Origin of the sequence: Rothia sp. 27098_8_27, assembly GCF_041432805.1 — a bacterium.
In the GTDB taxonomy this organism is placed as follows: domain Bacteria; phylum Actinomycetota; class Actinomycetes; order Actinomycetales; family Micrococcaceae; genus Rothia; species Rothia mucilaginosa.
Genome location: NZ_JAPWAJ010000001.1, coordinates 771,077 through 788,260, shown reverse-complemented (window position 1 = coordinate 788,260; position 17,184 = coordinate 771,077). Strand labels below are relative to the sequence as shown.

Here is a 17,184-nt window from a genome sequence, read left to right as displayed (position 1 = left end):
TTTGAACGCTGAGAAGCCACATGTGTTTCGAAAAGCCACGTCTTTGGTGGCTTCTCGAAACACATGTGGCTTTTCGCCGTTTATGGTTGTTCTTCGCTGACGGGTTTGTACCCGAGGGAGGTGCACACAACGTTGCCGTTGGTGAAGTATTCCCCGAGTTTCTCACGGTCGGCGGGGGAGCGCAGGTCCGCCCAGCGTTCCTGCTCCAGGTAGAACGCAACCTGGGAGGTCAGGCAGACGACCCGCTCATCGTGCACCGCCACAATGTGCCTGCGCAGCCACGGCATGCGCTTGGCAAGGTTCGGCGGAATCTTGGACGGCACCTTGATTTCTATCTGCCATTGCGAGGGCTCGTAGAAGGTCGGCTTGATTTGTTCGGGGTTCTTCGGGAAGACGCAGAACTCCTCAATATCGGGGTAACTGTACTTCTTCGCGGGGAGGAAAAGCCGCCCGACGTAGAACGAATCGGGGTTGAACAGCAGGTACCGCCTCATATAAACCCACCGAGTTACTACAGTTACGGTGGTAACAATTGCCAGCGTTATGGAAGCTCCACCAATGGGCATTGGCGGGGTGTACAGAATCTCTACACCGACCAGCGAGTAGAGGAAGACGACGATTGCCAGCACCAGCGCCACCACCACGGTCACGCAGAGCCCCATGTGGAGTCTAGGCGTCGAACGCACCGGTTTGGCTTGGGGATGTACATCCTGCGGAGCAAAGAACGCGTCAATACGGTTCAGCATTTCGCCCAGGACGCGGGGCATACCCGCGGTGTGGTTATCGAGGTTGAAGTAGCGGGAACTACGCCAAATGAAGCGGCTCCAGCACTCACCCAGGTAGACCATGTAGAACGGCAACACTAGTGCCGGTAGTAGGATGCCGTCACGGGCAATGTCCTTGTACAGCAGAAAGACGGACCGCGCGACAACGCAAGCCCACAGGTACATGACGGCGTGCATCCACGCCTCAAGCTTAGATACTCCAGAAATACTGTCGAGTTCTTTCCGGGCGCGCGTGAGGTTGGAACGCAGCTTATGTTTGGGGAGCGGGTCGCCGTCCAGGGAGCGGCGTTCGGCGTACCTCATCGCCTTGTCTACGGGGGAGCCTTTGTAGAAAACGTGCAGCCGCCTCGCTTCTTCCTTGCTCATGGTTGAGGAGTAGGCGATATCGATTGCTACGCACACCACCAGGTACAGCAAGAAGGCGATGAGCCATATGTAGCGTACTGGCTCTAGGGGTATCCCCAAAGCGCTTAGCTCCATGAGTTGTCCTCTCTACGGGTGTCGGTGATGGTGTGTGGCTGTGGCCTCGCGCCAGCCGCTAATCCACTGCACGGAAGGATGCGATACGCGCCGCCTTCTTCGTCAGCTCATTCGCCGGCTTGTAGCCCAGCGTCAGGCATATAGCGCGCCCCTCCACAAAATACAGGGGCAGTTTCTCACGGTCCGCCGGGGAATCCACATCTGCCCAGCGTTCCTGCTCCAGCTTGAACGCAATATGCGCCACCAAACAATCGATGCGGTAATCCCCGAACCCATAAGTCTGTTGGGAACCATTGGAGAAGGTGACGGCAAGACGCCAATCACTGGGCATCTGCTGATCAGGGTCTATATCCTCGGGATCGCCCGTGTACCACGGGTAAACCTTGAACCGCTCAATATCGGAGTACTGGTAGACCTTAGGCGAACGGAAAAACCGCCCACGCTTCACCACGGTCGGCGTGAACTGGTAGTACGAACGCACCGTACACCACAGGTACGGAATGGCTAGCGCGTAGACAACAAGAAACGCTATTGAGGTCTTACCGATGTAGGTGGGTACATACTCGAGCAGCTCGATGTTCGCGAGCGAATGAAGGTAGCAGAGCAGGAAGAAACCACCGACAGGAAGAGCCACAAAGAGGAAGATTCCCTGCCCCTTCCAATCAACTTGAATGGGCTCACTACTGGGCATGGCGACCGTGCCACGGAACGGGGCACTGAGCCGACCCAGCGTCCTGGTGTAAATAGTGGGCATGCCCAGGTGACGTTCATTGGGGCTGAAACCACGTGCGACGCGCCAGCCGCGGCGACCCCAGCGCGCCGCCCAATACACCATGAGGAACGGCAGAAGCAGCCCCGGAATTAGGATCCCGTCGTACGCAATATCCCAGTACAGAACGAACGTCGAATAGACGATGACACACGCCCAGCCGTACACGAGGATATGCCCGAAATCCATAATGATGTTCGAGCCCTTGATGCTTTCCAGCTGGGCGTCAGCCCTGCGGAATGCTGCTTCTTCCTGCTCGGGCGTGAGGTGAGTGCCAGCATCCGCGAGCTCTGTAATTGCCTCCTTCACATCCTCGACGGGGGAACCCATCACCGAGGTGTAGACTTCGCGCGCTCGCGAGGCGCCAATGAGCGTCGGGTAGGCGACCTCCACCAGCAGGCAGCATGCCAGGTAGATGAAGAACGCCACCAGCCATACGTTGCGCACCTGCTCCAGGGGCAGACCCAGGGCTGCAAGGTCCATGATTGTCCTCTCTAACGGTGTCTCTCTACGGGGTATCGGTGATGGTGTGTCTGTGATGCTCAGAAGCCACATGTGTTTCGAAAAGCAACATAAAACGTGGCTTCTCGAAACACATGTGGCTTCTCGTGGTATATAGGCTGCAGGTTTACTTGTACTGCGCCTTCTGGAAGGACGCGCGGCGTGCCGCCTCCTCCGCATGCTTACCGGCAGGCTTGTACCCCATGGTCGTGCAGATGACGCGGCCGTCCACGAAGTACTTCGCCAACATTTCACGGTCCGCCGGCGAATCCAGCTGCGCCCAGCGTCCCTGCTCAATATTGAACGCAATCTGCGCCACCAAACAATCAATCTGGTGATCATTCAGCGAATAGTCATGCTTGCGGCCGCCGGGGAGTAGAATCTCCAGCGTCCACTGGCTCGCGTCCTTCGGGTTCAGCTTGATAGCGTCCGGGTTCTTCGGGTACACACGGAACGCGCGAACATCAGAGTAGGGGCGGGACTTCGCCGGAAGGAACAGACGCCCAGCCTGGAACGAATCAGGGTTGTACAGCACATAATCGCGGTTGTACATCAGCAGCATGATAATCAGCGGAATATACGCCGCCGCCAAGAACCAAGACGCGTTACCAATATAAATCGCTTCCCAATCCTCACCGATGCTCCAGCCCGCAAGCGAGGTCAAGAAAACCAAAGCAAGCAGGAACGCAATACCGTTGAGCACCCAGTAGACGGTGCGGTCGTCACGAATCGGCTCCACACCCGGCACGGTGCCGCGCACACGGAACGGAGCGCTCAACTTACCCAGCGTCGCCGAGTAGATACGCGGCATACCCAGTGCACGGTCCTTCTCGCCGTAACCGCGTGCGACACGCCAATGGACGCGGCCAAGAAGCGCCCCCAGGTACACCATGAAGAACGGCAGAATCAGCGCCGGCAACAGGATACCGTCGTACACAATATCCCAGTACAGGGTGAAGATGGAGACCGCCACAATCCAGCCCCACAGGTACATGACTACGTGGAACCAGCCGCTTATCACACCGGCGCCTTCAATAGAATCCAGCTTCTTCTTCGCCTTCTTCGTGGCGCTACCCTTGCGGGAGGAGCTCAGCGGCGCACCCATCGCGGTGCGTTCCGCGGTGGCGCGGCGCGCCTCATCAACGGGCGAGCCGGACACCTCAAGGTACAGTTCGGCTGCCTTCTCCTTCTTGATGGGAACCGGGTAGGCGATATCCACCAGCAGGCACAAGCCCAGGTACACCATGAAGGCGATTAGCCACACGTCGCGTAGCTGCTCCATAGGCAGTCCCAGAGCGCTCAGATCCATGAGCGGCTCACCTCCTTACGTCTCTCGAACCCCTAAGCGGATGCGGCAGCAGCTGCGGCAGCCGGAAGAGCCGAGATGATACGGTCCATCGCCTCATCGTCGTGTGCGGCAGAAACGAACCACGCCTCGAATGCGCTCGGCGGCAGGTACACGCCGGATTCGAGCATGGAGTGGAAGAACGCGTTGTAGCGGCTGGTTGCCGAGGCCTTGATGTCGGCGTAGTTGTGCACGCCCTCCTGAGAGGTGCCGAACGCGACCGAGAAGAGGTTACCGGCGCTCTGGATGGAGTGGTCCACACCCGCGGCGTTGAACGCCTCGGTCAGAGCCTGCTGCAGCTGGGCGCTGCGCGAATCCAGATGCGCGTAGACGGCGGCATCAGCCAGGGTCAGGGTCGTAATACCCGCCGCGACGGACAGCGGGTTACCGGAGAGGGTGCCCGCCTGGTAGACCGGGCCGACCGGTGCCAGGTGCTCCATGACCTCACGCTTACCGGCCAGGGCAGCGATGGGCATACCGCCACCAATGACCTTGCCGAACGTGAAAATATCGGGAACCCAGCCGCCATCCTCGGGAGCCGCGTAACCCCAGTAACCAGCCGAAGACACACGGAAACCGGTCAGCACCTCATCAAAAATGACGAGCGCACCGTTCGCGTGAGCAATCTCGTGCAGGCCACGGTTGAAACCGGGCTCGGGGGTCACCACGCCCATGTTGCAGGGCGCCGCCTCAGTAATAATCGCGGCAATCTGACCCTCATGGTTCGCGAACGCCTCACGTACAGCGTCCAGGTCGTTATAGGGCAGAACGATGGTCTCCGCGGCGGTTGCGGCAGTCACGCCAGCAGAACCCGGCAGTGCCAGGGTAGCCACACCCGAACCAGCCTCAGAGAGCAGCGCATCCACGTGACCGTGGTAGCAGCCCGCGAACTTAATAATCTTGTCGCGACCAGTCACACCACGCGCCAGACGAATCGCAGTCATGGTCGCCTCAGTACCGGTCGACACCATACGCACCTGATCAATAGCGCCAGGAATCGCCGCGTTAATACGGTTGACCACCAGCTCAGCCAGCTCAGCCTCCGGCGCGCTCGCCGCACCGAAGGACAGGCCGCGCTCAGCCGCCTGCTGAACAGCCTCAACCACCTGCGGATGCGCGTGACCCAGAATCGACGGACCCCACGAGCAGACCAGGTCAACGTACTCGTTGCCGTCCGCATCGTACAGGTACGCGCCCTTAGCCTTCGCCGCAAACGCGGGAGTGCCGCCCACAGAATTGAAGGCGCGCACCGGGGAATTCACACCACCGGGAATCACCGCGCGAGAACGCTCAAAAAGCTTCTCACTGGTTTCATGATGCAGCGGGTGAGTAGAAGAGGAAGTCATCGTATCGGTGCCTTTCAAACGAGACGGCGAACTAAAGAATTACAAGGGACGACGTGCAACGGGCAACGGAGCCCGCACGCTATTAGCATCCCGTACCTAACCATCATAGGCGCTACAGATGAACCGCAGGTGACAAGCATCTGAACGTACCGAAAGGTGACGATAAAACACAACAAACAAGTTAGGGAACAGAGGGGATGCGCAACGCGCTAACGCAGGTGCCGGTCAGTGTCCAGACGGTTGAGCACCTGAGTGTCCTGATCGAACAGCCAGTTCTTATCAAAGAGCAGACGCACAAACGCCAGGCCCATACCCAACGCCATGAAAATCAGCAGGGACTGAACGAAACCGGTCGCCGCCGAGTACATGTCACCGCTAGCAAAATGCGACATCGAACGGTAGAACGGAACACCCGGAACCATCGTCACCACCGCCGGAACCGACAGGGAAATACGCGTGTACTTACGCTGATGCAGCGGAGCCACAATCTCAGCCAAAATACCCACACCAAACACGGCAATCGTCGCTGCCATATGCGCGGGCATGCCCGCCTCCACCATATGAATACGGACGGGGTTCGCCACCGCAGCAATCACGCCACCCCACACGCACGCCACCGGGGATGCGGCAAAAAGCATCGCGAAGCCAGCCGCCGCAACACCCGAGGAAAGCACCTGCAGAAGCAAATACAGGGTCGGATCCAGGTTAAGAGGAGCAGGAGCCGCCAACGGTAGATGGAAGAGCGAACCCAAAACCCACACCGCAAACGACGCACTCAGCAACAACAAACCCACATAGGTTAGACGCGAAATACCCGCCAAAAAGTCCATGCGGGAAATATCGAGCATGCCCGTCACCATGGGGAAACCGGGCACCAAGAACAGTACCGACGAAATGAAACCAATCATATGGTTCGGGCTAATCCAACCCACCGCGACCAGCACATTAACAATCGCAATGTACAGGCCCGCCGCCAGGAAGCCGCACGCCATCCACGTTGCCAAATGGCTCACCCCGCGCTTGAGCAGGGTCGAACGCAAAAACTGGCCGGCACCCGCCGCGAAGAACACCACCGTGCACTCCACCAGACCGCCACGGTTCAAGAACGCGAACCCGGCACACGCCACCGCCGACGCCAGCGCCAACATCCAGCGGGTGTACAGAGGCTTCGCCGAATCAATAAGGTCAAGCTCAGCATTCGCCTCCGCAGGGGTGATCTTTTCAGGAAGCTCAGAAATGAACTTACCCAACTGATCCAGCTTATGAGCGTTAATGCCCATCGTGCGCTGCTCAGCGACCTCGGTACGGAAATTACCCTCCGTGTACGAAGAGGTCGAAATCTCGGTGAAGGTCACCTGCGCGTGATGCTCCTTCAACCCCACAGCCTTTGCCAAACGCGCCATCGACGCCTTAATACGGTACGCGCTCGCACCCGACTTCATCAGGATGCGGCCCAGGCGGAGCACCACCTGAGACTGCGCCACCAGGTGCTCATGCGCCAGACGGGTAGACCCCAGATAGATACTGCGCGTATTAGTGTCAGGGTACGGCTCGGTAGTGCGGGGCTGATCATCCATGAGAGGCCTTCCGGGTCGTGCTATTCACGTGCTATTCGTGTAGGTGCGGTTACCTTCTAGCATAGGGGAGAAGCCCCTGCCGGGATAGTGTCAGCCCGTCAGTAAAGGAGAGATATGTTGGGAGGCTGGGGCGAGTTTAGCGGTGCAGTTTTATCGGCGCACCGGCCAGCGGCCGTCAATGACCTCAGATTCCTTACCCGGCTGAGTTCGCAACCACGCCTGGAAGCTCGCCGCCTGCTCCGCCGCCCACTGAATCTGCTGCTCGTGCAGCTGGCGCGCATCCACGTTGAGAACTTGCGGGAACTGCTCGGTCAGCTTCACCAGCAGACGCTCCGCCGCCAGGGCATCATCAGCGGAGGTGTGGGCGTTCTCCAGGGAGACACCGTACTCGGCGGCAAGAACCTCAAGGGTGCGCTTGCCGCGCTTACGGGGAATCACGTGCTTATGCAGAACGTACGGGTCGAGCACCACACCCGGCGGCAGCTCACCGTTGGCAATATTGTGGCGCAGCATCTCGTGGTGCAGCACCGAAAAATCGTAGGCGGCATTGAACGCAATAATCGGCACACCATCAATATTGAGCGCACCAATCGCGCCGGCAAGCTCCCACACGACCTCGCGAGCGGGACGGCCATGCTCACGCGCGTACTCAGTCGTAATACCGTGCACGGCGGCGGCACCGGCGGGAATCTCAACGCCGGGGTCAGCCAGCCACTCGCCACGGCGCACCACATTACCCTGAGGGTCCAGCAGGATCAGGGAAGCAGTCACGATGCGGGCGGTGGTGACGTCCACACCGGTGGTTTCAAGGTCAAAAGTGGCGCGCAGGCCGTTCATCCAGGTCATGCTATAAGACTAACCCAGCGGAGAAGGAGGCGCGCGCCCGGTGGTCACGCGGCTGTGGATAAGCCCTTGGCGGGGCGGCATATTAAGTCACCGAGGCGGCACATAAGTAGCTGACGAGCCCAAATGACCGCCGACAAGGTACAACCGCGCTACAGCCGATAGACTGAAACCATGACAACCCAACTTCTCACCGGCATCCCCGGAACCGGTAAAACCCACCACCTCACCGAACGCGCCCTACGCTACCTCGCCGACGGGAACGACCCCGCCCGCCTGCTCATCCTCGCACCCACCCGCACCGCCGCGACCCGCATGCGAGACACCATCGCCGCATCCAGCGACCGCAGCCTCTCCGTAGCACCCACCCGAGCCTGGGCCGCATACGCCTTCGACCTGCTCAAACGAGCCCAAACCCGCGGGCTACTCAGCGGCGTAGAAGGCAACCTTAAACTCCTCTCCGGCCCCGAACAAGACGTCATCATTGGCGAACTACTCGCCAACCACGCCCAAGGCATCGCGCCCGGACCCGCCTGGCCCGACGTACTCCGCGACGCCCTCGCAACCCGCGGCTTCCGCCACGAAATCCGCGACTTCTTCGACCGCATGGCAGAATACGACCTCACCGCCGAAGACGTACACGCCCTCGCCACCGAACACAACCAGCCCGCCTGGCACGCCCTCGCCCAACTGCACACCGAATACCGTGCCGTGCGAGCCCTCCGCGCCAAAAACGCCTACGACCCGGCAGTACTCATCAACGACGCCTGCCGGCTGCTACTGCGCGCCCCCGAATTCCTCGCCGAAGAACGCCGCCGCTACGACCTGATCCTCATCGACGACGTGCAGGAACTCAGCCCCTCCATCTACCGACTGCTGCGCCTCATCGCCGCAGAAGTTGCCCCCGCAGACGCCGCGCACCTGACCGAAACCCACCCCGACCTCTTCGCTGAAGGCCCCCAGGTTGTCATGACCTACAGCGACGAAGCCGTCGTCCAGGGCTTCCGAGGCGCCCGCCCCGACCTCGTCACCACCCTGCAAGCAAGCTTCCCCAGCATGCGCACCCGCACGCTCACCACCTCGTACCGCCTGCCCGCACTCATGATGCCGCTTGTGGCGGACATTCGCCGCCGCCTGCCGCGCTACACCCGGTTCGTGCCGCTCACCGCTGAGCAGGAGGGGGCGAAGAATGGTGCGCAGGGAGGTGTAAAGAACGGCGCGCCCGCGACCTTCGGACGCATCAACACCACCCCCGCCGACGAAGCCCTCACCTGGGGCGCCGCCGACGAACCGCTGCTGCATCTGGGTGCCGACGGCAAAATCCTCGACCCCGCACACTACCGCACCGCACCCGCCGGCGTGTATAAGTATGCGCTCTCCAGCTCTCAGGATGAGGCGAACCTCATCGCCCAAATGCTGCTCGAAGAACGCATCTACGGCAACCACCCCTACCGCGAGTCCGCCATCATCGTGCGTAGCAGTGCGGACGTGGCGCGCATCCGCCGCGTGCTCTCCTCGAACGGTATTCCCTCGCGTACCTCCGCGGCGCTCGTGCCGGTGCGCGATGAGCCCGCCGTACGCCCCTTCCTCGACGCGCTCAGCCTGCTCGTCTACGCCCGCAAGCGCGGCGAGAAGGCACTGAACCCCGCCGTGCACATGCCCGCAGCAGAAGGTGCAGAAGGCGTGGAGGCGGCCGAGCGCGGCGGCTACGAAACCCTCAGAGCCACCGAAGCTGAAGAGCTCATGCGCCGAAGCCTCGACGACGTCATCGCCGAAGAAAGCCGCGCCAACCCCCTCGGTGGCGCGCAGAGCGCCATCACCCTGCTCACCTCCCGGCTCGGTGGCGCATCCAGCATGGACGTGCGACGACTCCACCAGCAGCTACGATCCATCGAACTGCAAAGCGGTGGACACCGACCCAGCGACGACCTGCTCCTCGGCGCCCTGCTACACCCCGAAACCCTCCCCGAAGAGGGCGTAGGACGCGCCGTGCACCGCATCGCAGCCGTGCTCTCCGCCGGACGTAAAGCACTCGCCCGGCCCGAATCCACCAGCACCGAAGTGCTCTGGGCGCTCTGGGAAGCCAGCGGCCTCGAAAAAACCTGGGTCGCCCAGTCGCGCGGCGCAGGCCCCGACGCCGACGCAGCCCACCGAAACCTCGACGCCATGATCGGCCTCTTCGAAGCCGCCGACCGATTCGACGAGCAGATGCGCGGCGCCGGTGCCGAGCAGTTCCTCGACTTCATCGACGCACAGGACCTACCCATGGACACCCTCGCCGCCCGCGGCGTACGCCAAGACGCGGTCGAGATTCTCACCCCCGCACTCGCCGCAGGTCAGTCCTGGCGTACCGTATATGTATGCGGTCTGCAGGAAGGCACCTGGCCCAACACCACCGTGCGCGGCTCCCTGCTGAGCACCGGCGACCTTACGGACCTGTGCGATGCGCGCCTCCGCCAGCGCGCACAGCAGGCAGAACAACAGCCGGACGAGAGCGAGCAGCCGGTGCCGCCCGCCCGCATCCGCAGCTACCCCGAACGCGTGCGCGACACCCGCCACGATGAGCTACGCATGTTCGCCGTCGCCGCCACCCGAGCTAGCACCCGCCTCGTGCTCACCGCCGTGCGCAACGACGATCAGGCACCCGGCGAATTCTTCGATTTCGTGCTACCCACCGACGCGGTCGGCGACTCCACGGACGTGCCCATCACCCGCGTGCGCCGCCCCGCCACCCTGCGTTCCCTCGTGGCGGAGCTTCGCCGCACCCTCGTTGAGGAATCGATGAACGCGATGCGTGCCGAAGACGCTCAGCAGGAGGGCTCACAGCAGGACGGCGCGCCGATGCACAACGCACCGGAGGAAGAGGCGCTCACCCCGGAGGCTTCCGCGTACCGACTCGATGCCGCCTCCCGCACTCTGGCGCGCCTGGCGAACGCGCAGACACCCGGCGCCGCACCCGACGAGTGGTGGGGTCTGCTACCGCTTTCTAGCACGGAGCTGCTCTTTGCGCACCGCCCGGCAGGCCACGCTGAGCTGGACGAAAACCACGGTGAAGAGCCTGCCGAAAACCCAGCAGAAAACCCCGGCCGCCGCACGATTACGCTTTCGCCCTCGCGCCTGGAAACCATCCACAGCTCCCCGCTGGATTGGCTGGTTTCCGCCGCCCGCGCGGAAGCCCAGACCGACCTGTCCCGCTCGCTCGGAACGCTCGTGCACGCCATCGCCGAGGAGTACCCGACCGGCACCCTCGAAGAGCTCCAAACCGCCCTCGACGAGCGCATTAGCTCCCTCGGCGTGCCCGCCCGCAAGGAGGACGAAACCGACGAAGAGTACCGCGAGCGCGTGCCCTGGGAATCCTACGCCCTCTACGAGCGCGCCAAGCGTATGATTCTGCGCCTGAGCTACTACTACCGTCAGCACATGGGTGACGCCGGCTGGCAGAACCTCGGTGTTGAAGGCTCCTTCGCGGTGCGTGTGCCCGTGCCCTTCGACCCCGCCGGTGAGGTTGGCGAGCTGGATGCGCTGCTCACCGGTCGTGTGGACCGCCTCGAGGGTACCGCCCCGGCGGAGGACGGTACCCGCCGCTACGCCATTGTTGACCTGAAAACTGGTAAGTCTAAGCCGACCGGGTCGGAGATGGAGACGCATCCGCAGCTTGCCGCCTACCAGATTGCGGTGGAGGCTGGCGCGGGTGAGCAGCTGGAGGAGCGTTACCGCGCCGAAGCCGCCGCCTTGGAGGCGGGTGAACCGCTACCGGATGCCCGCCCCCAGGAGCTGGAGTACACCGGCTATACGGGTCATTCCGCAGGCGCGGCGCTTGTGCAGTTGGGTGCCTCGGGCGTGAATGACGAGAGCAAGACTCGCCTGCAGGTTCAGCCCGCTCTGACGGAGCACGATTCGTGGGCGGCTGAGCTGGTGCAGCACGCCGCGGAGCTGATTGCTGGCTCGCAGGTACAGGCTCGTCACCGTGAGGGCGGCTATGGGTGCCGTCTGCCGGAGATCTGCCCGATTTGTACGCGCGGCCGTCAGGTGACTCAGCCCTAGTAGCCGCGTACCCTACGTTTACTTTCGATATCACTCACCCCGAACCTCCCATGAGAATGATCCATGAGGAAGAGGAATCATGACTGACTCTGGCGCATATAGCGCTGATATGCAGGGCGCTACTAACCCGGGCGTTACTACCCCCGGCGCTCACCCCGGTTCTGGCACCGGCATGCTCACCCCCGCCCAGTGGTGCGAGCACAATAGCTGGCAGCTGCCCAACGGCGTGCTCTTCTCTGCTGAAGCCGCCGCGAACGACCCCGCGCTGAAGCCTGCCGACTACCGCAGCGCCCTCGATATTGCCGAGATGCTCAACGGCGCCGACGGTAAGAAGCCGACCCCCGAGCAGGTCCGCATGATTGAGGCGGGCCCCGCCCCGACCCTCGTCATCGCCGGTGCCGGTTCGGGTAAGACCGCGACCATGGTTGACCGCGTGATTTGGCTGGTCGATAACGGTTTTGTGCGCCCTGAAGAGGTGCTTGGCGTGACCTTTACCCGCAAGGCGGCAACCGAGTTGCGCAGCCGTATGCGTGCCGGCCTGAACACGCTGCGCCGTAGCCGTCGCGTCGCCCCGAGCGATGAGGAGCTGCGTGAGGGCATCGCTGACCCGACCGTGCTCACCTACCACTCCTACGCGAATAACCTCGTCAAGGAGTACGGTCTGCGCCTGGGCGTGGAGCAGGACGCGCAGATGCTTGGCGATGCGCAGAAGTGGCAGCTTGCCGCGCAGATTGTGCAGTACTGGGAGGGGGAGCTTCCCCTCGATAAGGACGGCGTGCCGGTGTCTGCGGCGACCATGATTAACCAGATGCTGCAGCTTTCTGACGAGTGCGCGGAGCACCTGGTGGAGCCGCAACAGGTTATTGACTTCTGCACCGAGCAGTTGGCGGCGTATGCGGCGGTGCCCGAACCTCGCCGTGAGACGAAGACTGAGAGGGACATTCAGAAGGTTCAGCGTCTGCTGCGTAACCGCCGAGTGTACGCGCGCATGGCGATGAGCTACGCCCGCGTGAAGGCGCGCATGCAGGTACTGGATTTCGGTGACCTGATGCGTTTTGCCGCCCGCATCGCGGAGGCTGACCCGGCGATTCGCGAGGGTGAGCGTGCCCGCTTCAAGGTGGTTCTGCTGGACGAGTTCCAGGACACTTCGCACGCGCAGATGAGCTTGTTCTCCTCAATTTACGGTGCCGATGAGGCGGCGGGTATTCCGGCGCATCCGGTGATGGCTGTGGGTGACCCGAAGCAGTCGATTTACGGTTTCCGTGGCGCTTCGGACGGTCAGATGTTCAGCTTCTACCGCCATTTCCCAACCAAGCATGTGCGGCCGCTATTCCTGTCTATCGCGTGGCGTAACGACATTTCGGTGCTGAACGCGGCGAACCACGTGGCGGAGAAGCTGAAGGAGGTTCCCGAGTGGGTGCGTGCCGCCGACGGCGATATTACCGCCGCTCAGGTTCCTGACCTGCGCCCGCGCTGCGCCCTGGTGGGGGAGCCTGGTTCACCCGCTTTTGAGCAGGCTGCCGCGGGCATGGTGGGGCGCGTTGATTTGACGTACCACGACTCTGACCGCGAGGAGGCTGTGGCTATTGCCGAGCGTATTGCGGCGATGCGTGCGCAGGCGGTGCGCGAGTATGAGCGCGCCTACGCGGCGCATCGTTCCGGTGATGGTTCGGTGCGTCCGCGTTTGAAGATGCCTGAGATTGCGGTGTTGGCGCGTGTGCACGGTCAGCTGGACCCGATTCGTGTGGAGTGCGAGCGCCTGGGCATTCCGGTGCAGCAGGTGGGTTTGGGCGGTTTGCTTTCCCAGCCGGAGGTTGTGGATTTGGTATCGGCGTTGCGTGTGCTGGCTGATCCGAACCGTTCGGATGCTCTGGCGCGCCTGCTGACGGGTGCGCGTTGGCGTCTGGGTGCGGCGGATATGTTGGCGCTGGGTGATTGGGCGCAGTCGCTGGTGCGTGAGCGTGAGCGTGCCCTGCGCGAGCAGATGGCGTTGCGTATGCTCGCCGAGGCGGAAGACGCTGACGACGCAGCTGCTATCAACCTGCAGACGGAGCACCTGCGTGCCGCCCAGGAGCGCCTGGACGAAACCCTCAAGGGCGCGGTGGAGGATTCTTCCGGCTACGCCTCCCTGATTGAGGCGGTGGAGAACCTGCCGCAGGACGGCGCGGACGGCGAACCTCTCTACGGTGAGCAGTACCGCGGCCGCTGTTTCTCCCCGGCGGCGCTGGAGCGTCTGCGTGCTTTTGCTGAGCAGATGCGCGTGCTGCGTGCCGGTTTGAGCGAGGACTTGGGCACGCTGCTGTACGAGATTGAGCGGACCATGCTGCTGGATATTGAGCTGGCGGTCCGCCCGGGTACCGACCCGCTGGGTTCACGGGCGAACCTGGACGCTTTCCACGAGGTGGCCGCCGCCTACGGCATGTCGGCGCCGCGTATTAACGCGATGATTTACGCCGGTTCTGACGGCGTGAGCGCGGAGGAGGGCGACCCGGGTGCGCGCCGCTTCCTGCTGTCTTCGGGCGGCGTGAGCTACGTGATGGGCTTCCTCGCGTGGCTTGAGCGTGCCGATGATGAGGAGAAGGGCCTGGCGTTGGGCGCTGTGGAGCCTGACCCGAACGCGGTGCAGCTGATGACCATGCACGCGGCGAAGGGCCTGGAGTGGGATCATGTGCTTCTGCCGGGTCTGTGCGGTAGTGCGACCGGCGGGCAGACCCCGAACCTGTGGCAGGTGTCGGCTAGCACGGCTCTGCCCTGGCCGCTGCGTGGCGACCGCGAGTACCTTCCCTCGATCCTTGAGACCCCGGAGGAGATTACCTCCTTCGAGAAGGCGAAGGACCTGGAAGACTACCTGGCCGAGCATAAGGATGATGCCGCCGAGCATGCCGGCATGGAGGACCGCCGCCTCATGTACGTGGCGATGACCCGTGCCCGTAACCTGCTGGCGATGAGCGCCTACCGCTGGAAGAGCGCCGCTATGCTCCCCCTGCCTGTGCAGCCCTTCTGGGAGGAACTGATGGAGATGCTTTTCAAGTCGCTCTTCGGCATGGGCACCCCCACGGTAGATGCGCCCTCTGTGCGCTTCGAAGAGACGATGGATACCCCCTGGGCGGCACCGCAGCTGGTGGGCATGGGCCTGTCGTACACGATGCCGAACCCTGCCGATAAGCGCAAGAAGGTGCACCTGAACCATGTGCGCCGCTGGGTTGAGCAGCTGGCGGAGTCGAAGTACCGCCTGGCGGAGCCGGTGACCCTGGTGCACGGTACGGTTGTGGACCCCTCGAACCTGCCGCCCGCCCCCGATGGGGCGGCGCTGCTGGAAGAGCTGGAACTCTACCCCGTAGACGCTGACGAGCTCACCCCCGTACAGGCGGAGGCGAGCGCGAACGCTCGGGCAACCTACGCCGAGCAGGTGCAACGCTACGCGTGGGCGCTGGTTGAGGTCATGGCTCCCGCCCTCGCTCAGGATTGGCAGCTGGCGGCTCCTTCCGTACGAGCACGCACGGTGGCGGAGAACTGTACCCGCCTGAACCTGCCGGTGCCCGAATGGATTATCGAAGCCACCGAGCGGGAGAAATGGCGTGAGGCGCAACCGCCTCAGCCCGGTTTCTCGCCCACGGTGGTGGCGGCTCTGCCGATTGAGGTGCGCGGCCAGTTCGCCCAGAAGAACTACGAGGACAGGAACCCGAATCTGGGTGCGGTGCTGACCGCCATGTGGCCTTTTGACCCGCTGGAGCGCCCCGTGATTTGGCGTTGGGCTTCTGACGATGCCCTCAACCGGGGCACGGAGGCGGTGCTTCGCCGCGGCCAGCATGAGCAGCTGGAACGTGAGATTGCGATTAACTCCTCGAGCCGTCGCGAGGCGGTGGAGCGTGCCGCCCTGGCGGTGGAGCTTGCCGTCGGCGCGGGGGAGGATGACCTGCACCAGAGCGGGGATATAGCGGGGGAGAGTGCAAACCACTCTGCACCCGCTGCATCTGCGGCACACGGCGAGTCCGCCATTCCCGAATCCCTGCGCCAGCAGGCGGTGGACTGGGAACGCGAAGCCGACCTGCTACTGCTCATGATGGGTCAGACCGACCCGGTGCTGAGCGATCAGCTGCCGGGGCACCTGTCCGCGTCCACGTTCATTCGCCTGAGTGAGGACCCGCAGGGCACGGTGCATCAGCTGATGCGCCCGGTGCCTCAGCGTCCCTCGCGTGCGGCAACGATTGGTACGGCGGTGCACGCGCTAATTGAGGAGCACTTCGGGGTAGCGCCGAGCGCCGACCCGCTGGAGGCACCCGACGCGGAGGACACGGTGGGCGTTGACCTGCCTGGTTCCGCTGCCGCCTCCGCCCCGCCTGCTGATTCTGTAGATCCGGCTGACCAGCAGGAACAGGACGAGTTCACCTTCGAGGACGACTTCGAGGAATCCGAGAGCGAACTGGACGCCTCCGTACAGCGCCTCTGGGAGCGCTTCGCCACCAGCGAGTGGGGCAGCGACGAGTGGAAGGACCGCATCTGGGCGGTCGAATACCCGGTCGAAACCCACATCGAGGGCGTAAGCCTGCGCGGCCGTATCGACGCGGTGTTCCGCACCAAGGACGAGAACGGCGAACGCTGGGTTCTGGTGGATTGGAAGAGCGGTTCCCGCCCGAAGATGGCGACCATGCAGTCTCGACGCTTCCAGCTGGGCCTGTACCGCATCGCGTTCTCCCGCATTATGGGCGTGGACCCGGAGCGTATCAGCACCGTGTTCGTGTACCTGGGCGGCAAGGGCGTTGCGGAGGTGTGGGACCACCAGATCCGCGGCGGCCTGCCCACGGAGGCGCAGCTGGCGAAGGTGATCCGCGAGGCGCGCAAGGGCTAGGCGGCAAGGCTAAGCGGCAAGGCTAAGCGGCGGAGGCATGCGCTCGCGTACTAGCGCCAGCCGTAACCGAATACAGAAAAGCAGCTCACGGAGGCGTTGCGCCTCGTGAGCTGCTTTTCTGCGCGGACTTTTACGGTTAATGGCAGAGGACGCCTCTTCACCCCACTGCATTAGGGTGATGAGGCGTCCTCAGCCGCTGAAGAACTATAGAGGTACTTCGTGCCCTCGCACGCTCCGGGAAAGAATCGCGCCGAACGACTGCCGCTCTCGCGGCCTCACTCGCGCCGCCGGCGCCCCGTGGGGTTTGCGTGCGTCTTTACTCTCAAACACAACCTCGAAAGTAACTCTATAGATTTCTGCCATCGGTGATTGGTTGCGCGGTGCATGAATCCGGCTCGGGTCTGACATGACCGGTCAGGGTCCCGTCCAATCTGTCTCCCCACTTTATCGCTGCCACGATATCAGCGCTGGTCAGTGCGCTATGGGGAGTGTGTCCGCTGGTATTCTCGCGGCACAGCAAAAGTATTCCAGGAGTTTTTGAAAAAATCTACAGGGTAAGTTTTTACCCTAAAATGCACTATTTTGAGCATAGTTCAAGGTGAAGTTGAGGCTCTGTGGACTCTCGGGGTTAAAAGTTGGTTCATG

The 17,184-nt window shown here is 62.7% G+C and carries 8 protein-coding genes; 2 read left to right on the top strand and 6 right to left on the bottom strand.

Going from position 1 to position 17,184, the window contains the following annotated elements; all coding sequences use genetic code 11:
* Positions 1-80: 80 nt before the first annotated feature.
* From O3675_RS02910 to O3675_RS02885, 6 genes are all read right to left on the bottom strand, one after another.
* Positions 81-1,265: a transcriptional regulator gene (locus tag O3675_RS02910; protein WP_371570855.1), complete on the bottom strand. Its 1,185-nt coding sequence runs from the start codon at positions 1,263-1,265 to the stop codon at positions 81-83.
* Positions 1,266-1,323: 58 nt separating this feature from the next.
* Positions 1,324-2,517 carry a carboxylate transporter gene (locus O3675_RS02905; protein ID WP_371570853.1) on the bottom strand — a complete coding sequence of 398 codons (1,194 nt, stop codon included), beginning with the start codon at positions 2,515-2,517 and terminating at the stop codon, positions 1,324-1,326.
* Between the two features lie 145 nt (positions 2,518-2,662).
* A complete protein-coding gene (locus O3675_RS02900) occupies positions 2,663-3,844 on the bottom strand; it encodes a sugar dehydrogenase (protein WP_371570850.1) in 1,182 nt (393 codons plus the stop codon).
* Between the two features lie 32 nt (positions 3,845-3,876).
* Positions 3,877-5,226 (bottom strand): glutamate-1-semialdehyde 2,1-aminomutase, encoded by a 1,350-nt coding sequence (gene hemL, locus O3675_RS02895; RefSeq protein ID WP_049327651.1) that lies wholly within the window; start codon positions 5,224-5,226, stop codon positions 3,877-3,879.
* Positions 5,227-5,435: 209 nt separating this feature from the next.
* A complete protein-coding gene (locus tag O3675_RS02890; protein ID WP_371570847.1) occupies positions 5,436-6,803 on the bottom strand; it encodes a threonine/serine exporter ThrE family protein in 1,368 nt (455 codons plus the stop codon).
* A 150-nt stretch (positions 6,804-6,953) separates the two neighbouring features.
* Entirely contained in the window at positions 6,954-7,649 is a 696-nt protein-coding gene (locus O3675_RS02885) for a 3'-5' exonuclease (protein ID WP_070737546.1), read from the bottom strand.
* Positions 7,650-7,820: 171 nt separating this feature from the next.
* Between O3675_RS02885 and O3675_RS02880 the strand changes: the two genes are divergently transcribed.
* The gene (locus tag O3675_RS02880) at positions 7,821-11,690 is read left to right on the top strand and encodes a PD-(D/E)XK nuclease family protein (protein WP_371570845.1); all 3,870 of its coding nucleotides are present in this window, start codon (positions 7,821-7,823) and stop codon (positions 11,688-11,690) included.
* 79 nt (positions 11,691-11,769) lie between these two features.
* A complete protein-coding gene (locus tag O3675_RS02875; protein WP_371570843.1) occupies positions 11,770-16,539 on the top strand; it encodes a UvrD-helicase domain-containing protein in 4,770 nt (1,589 codons plus the stop codon).
* Positions 16,540-17,184: the final 645 nt, after the last annotated feature.

Excerpts from the sequence above, each read along its gene's own strand:
- O3675_RS02910 (WP_371570855.1), bottom strand. The coding sequence starts at position 1,265 with ATGGAGCTAAGCGCTTTGGGGATACCCCTAGAGCCAGTACGCTACATA.
- O3675_RS02905 (WP_371570853.1), bottom strand. The coding sequence starts at position 2,517 with ATGGACCTTGCAGCCCTGGGTCTGCCCCTGGAGCAGGTGCGCAACGTA.
- O3675_RS02900 (WP_371570850.1), bottom strand. The coding sequence starts at position 3,844 with ATGGATCTGAGCGCTCTGGGACTGCCTATGGAGCAGCTACGCGACGTG.
- hemL (WP_049327651.1), bottom strand. The coding sequence starts at position 5,226 with ATGACTTCCTCTTCTACTCACCCGCTGCATCATGAAACCAGTGAGAAG.
- O3675_RS02890 (WP_371570847.1), bottom strand. The coding sequence starts at position 6,803 with ATGGATGATCAGCCCCGCACTACCGAGCCGTACCCTGACACTAATACG.
- O3675_RS02885 (WP_070737546.1), bottom strand. The coding sequence starts at position 7,649 with ATGACCTGGATGAACGGCCTGCGCGCCACTTTTGACCTTGAAACCACC.
- O3675_RS02880 (WP_371570845.1), top strand. The coding sequence starts at position 7,821 with ATGACAACCCAACTTCTCACCGGCATCCCCGGAACCGGTAAAACCCAC.
- O3675_RS02875 (WP_371570843.1), top strand. The coding sequence starts at position 11,770 with ATGACTGACTCTGGCGCATATAGCGCTGATATGCAGGGCGCTACTAAC.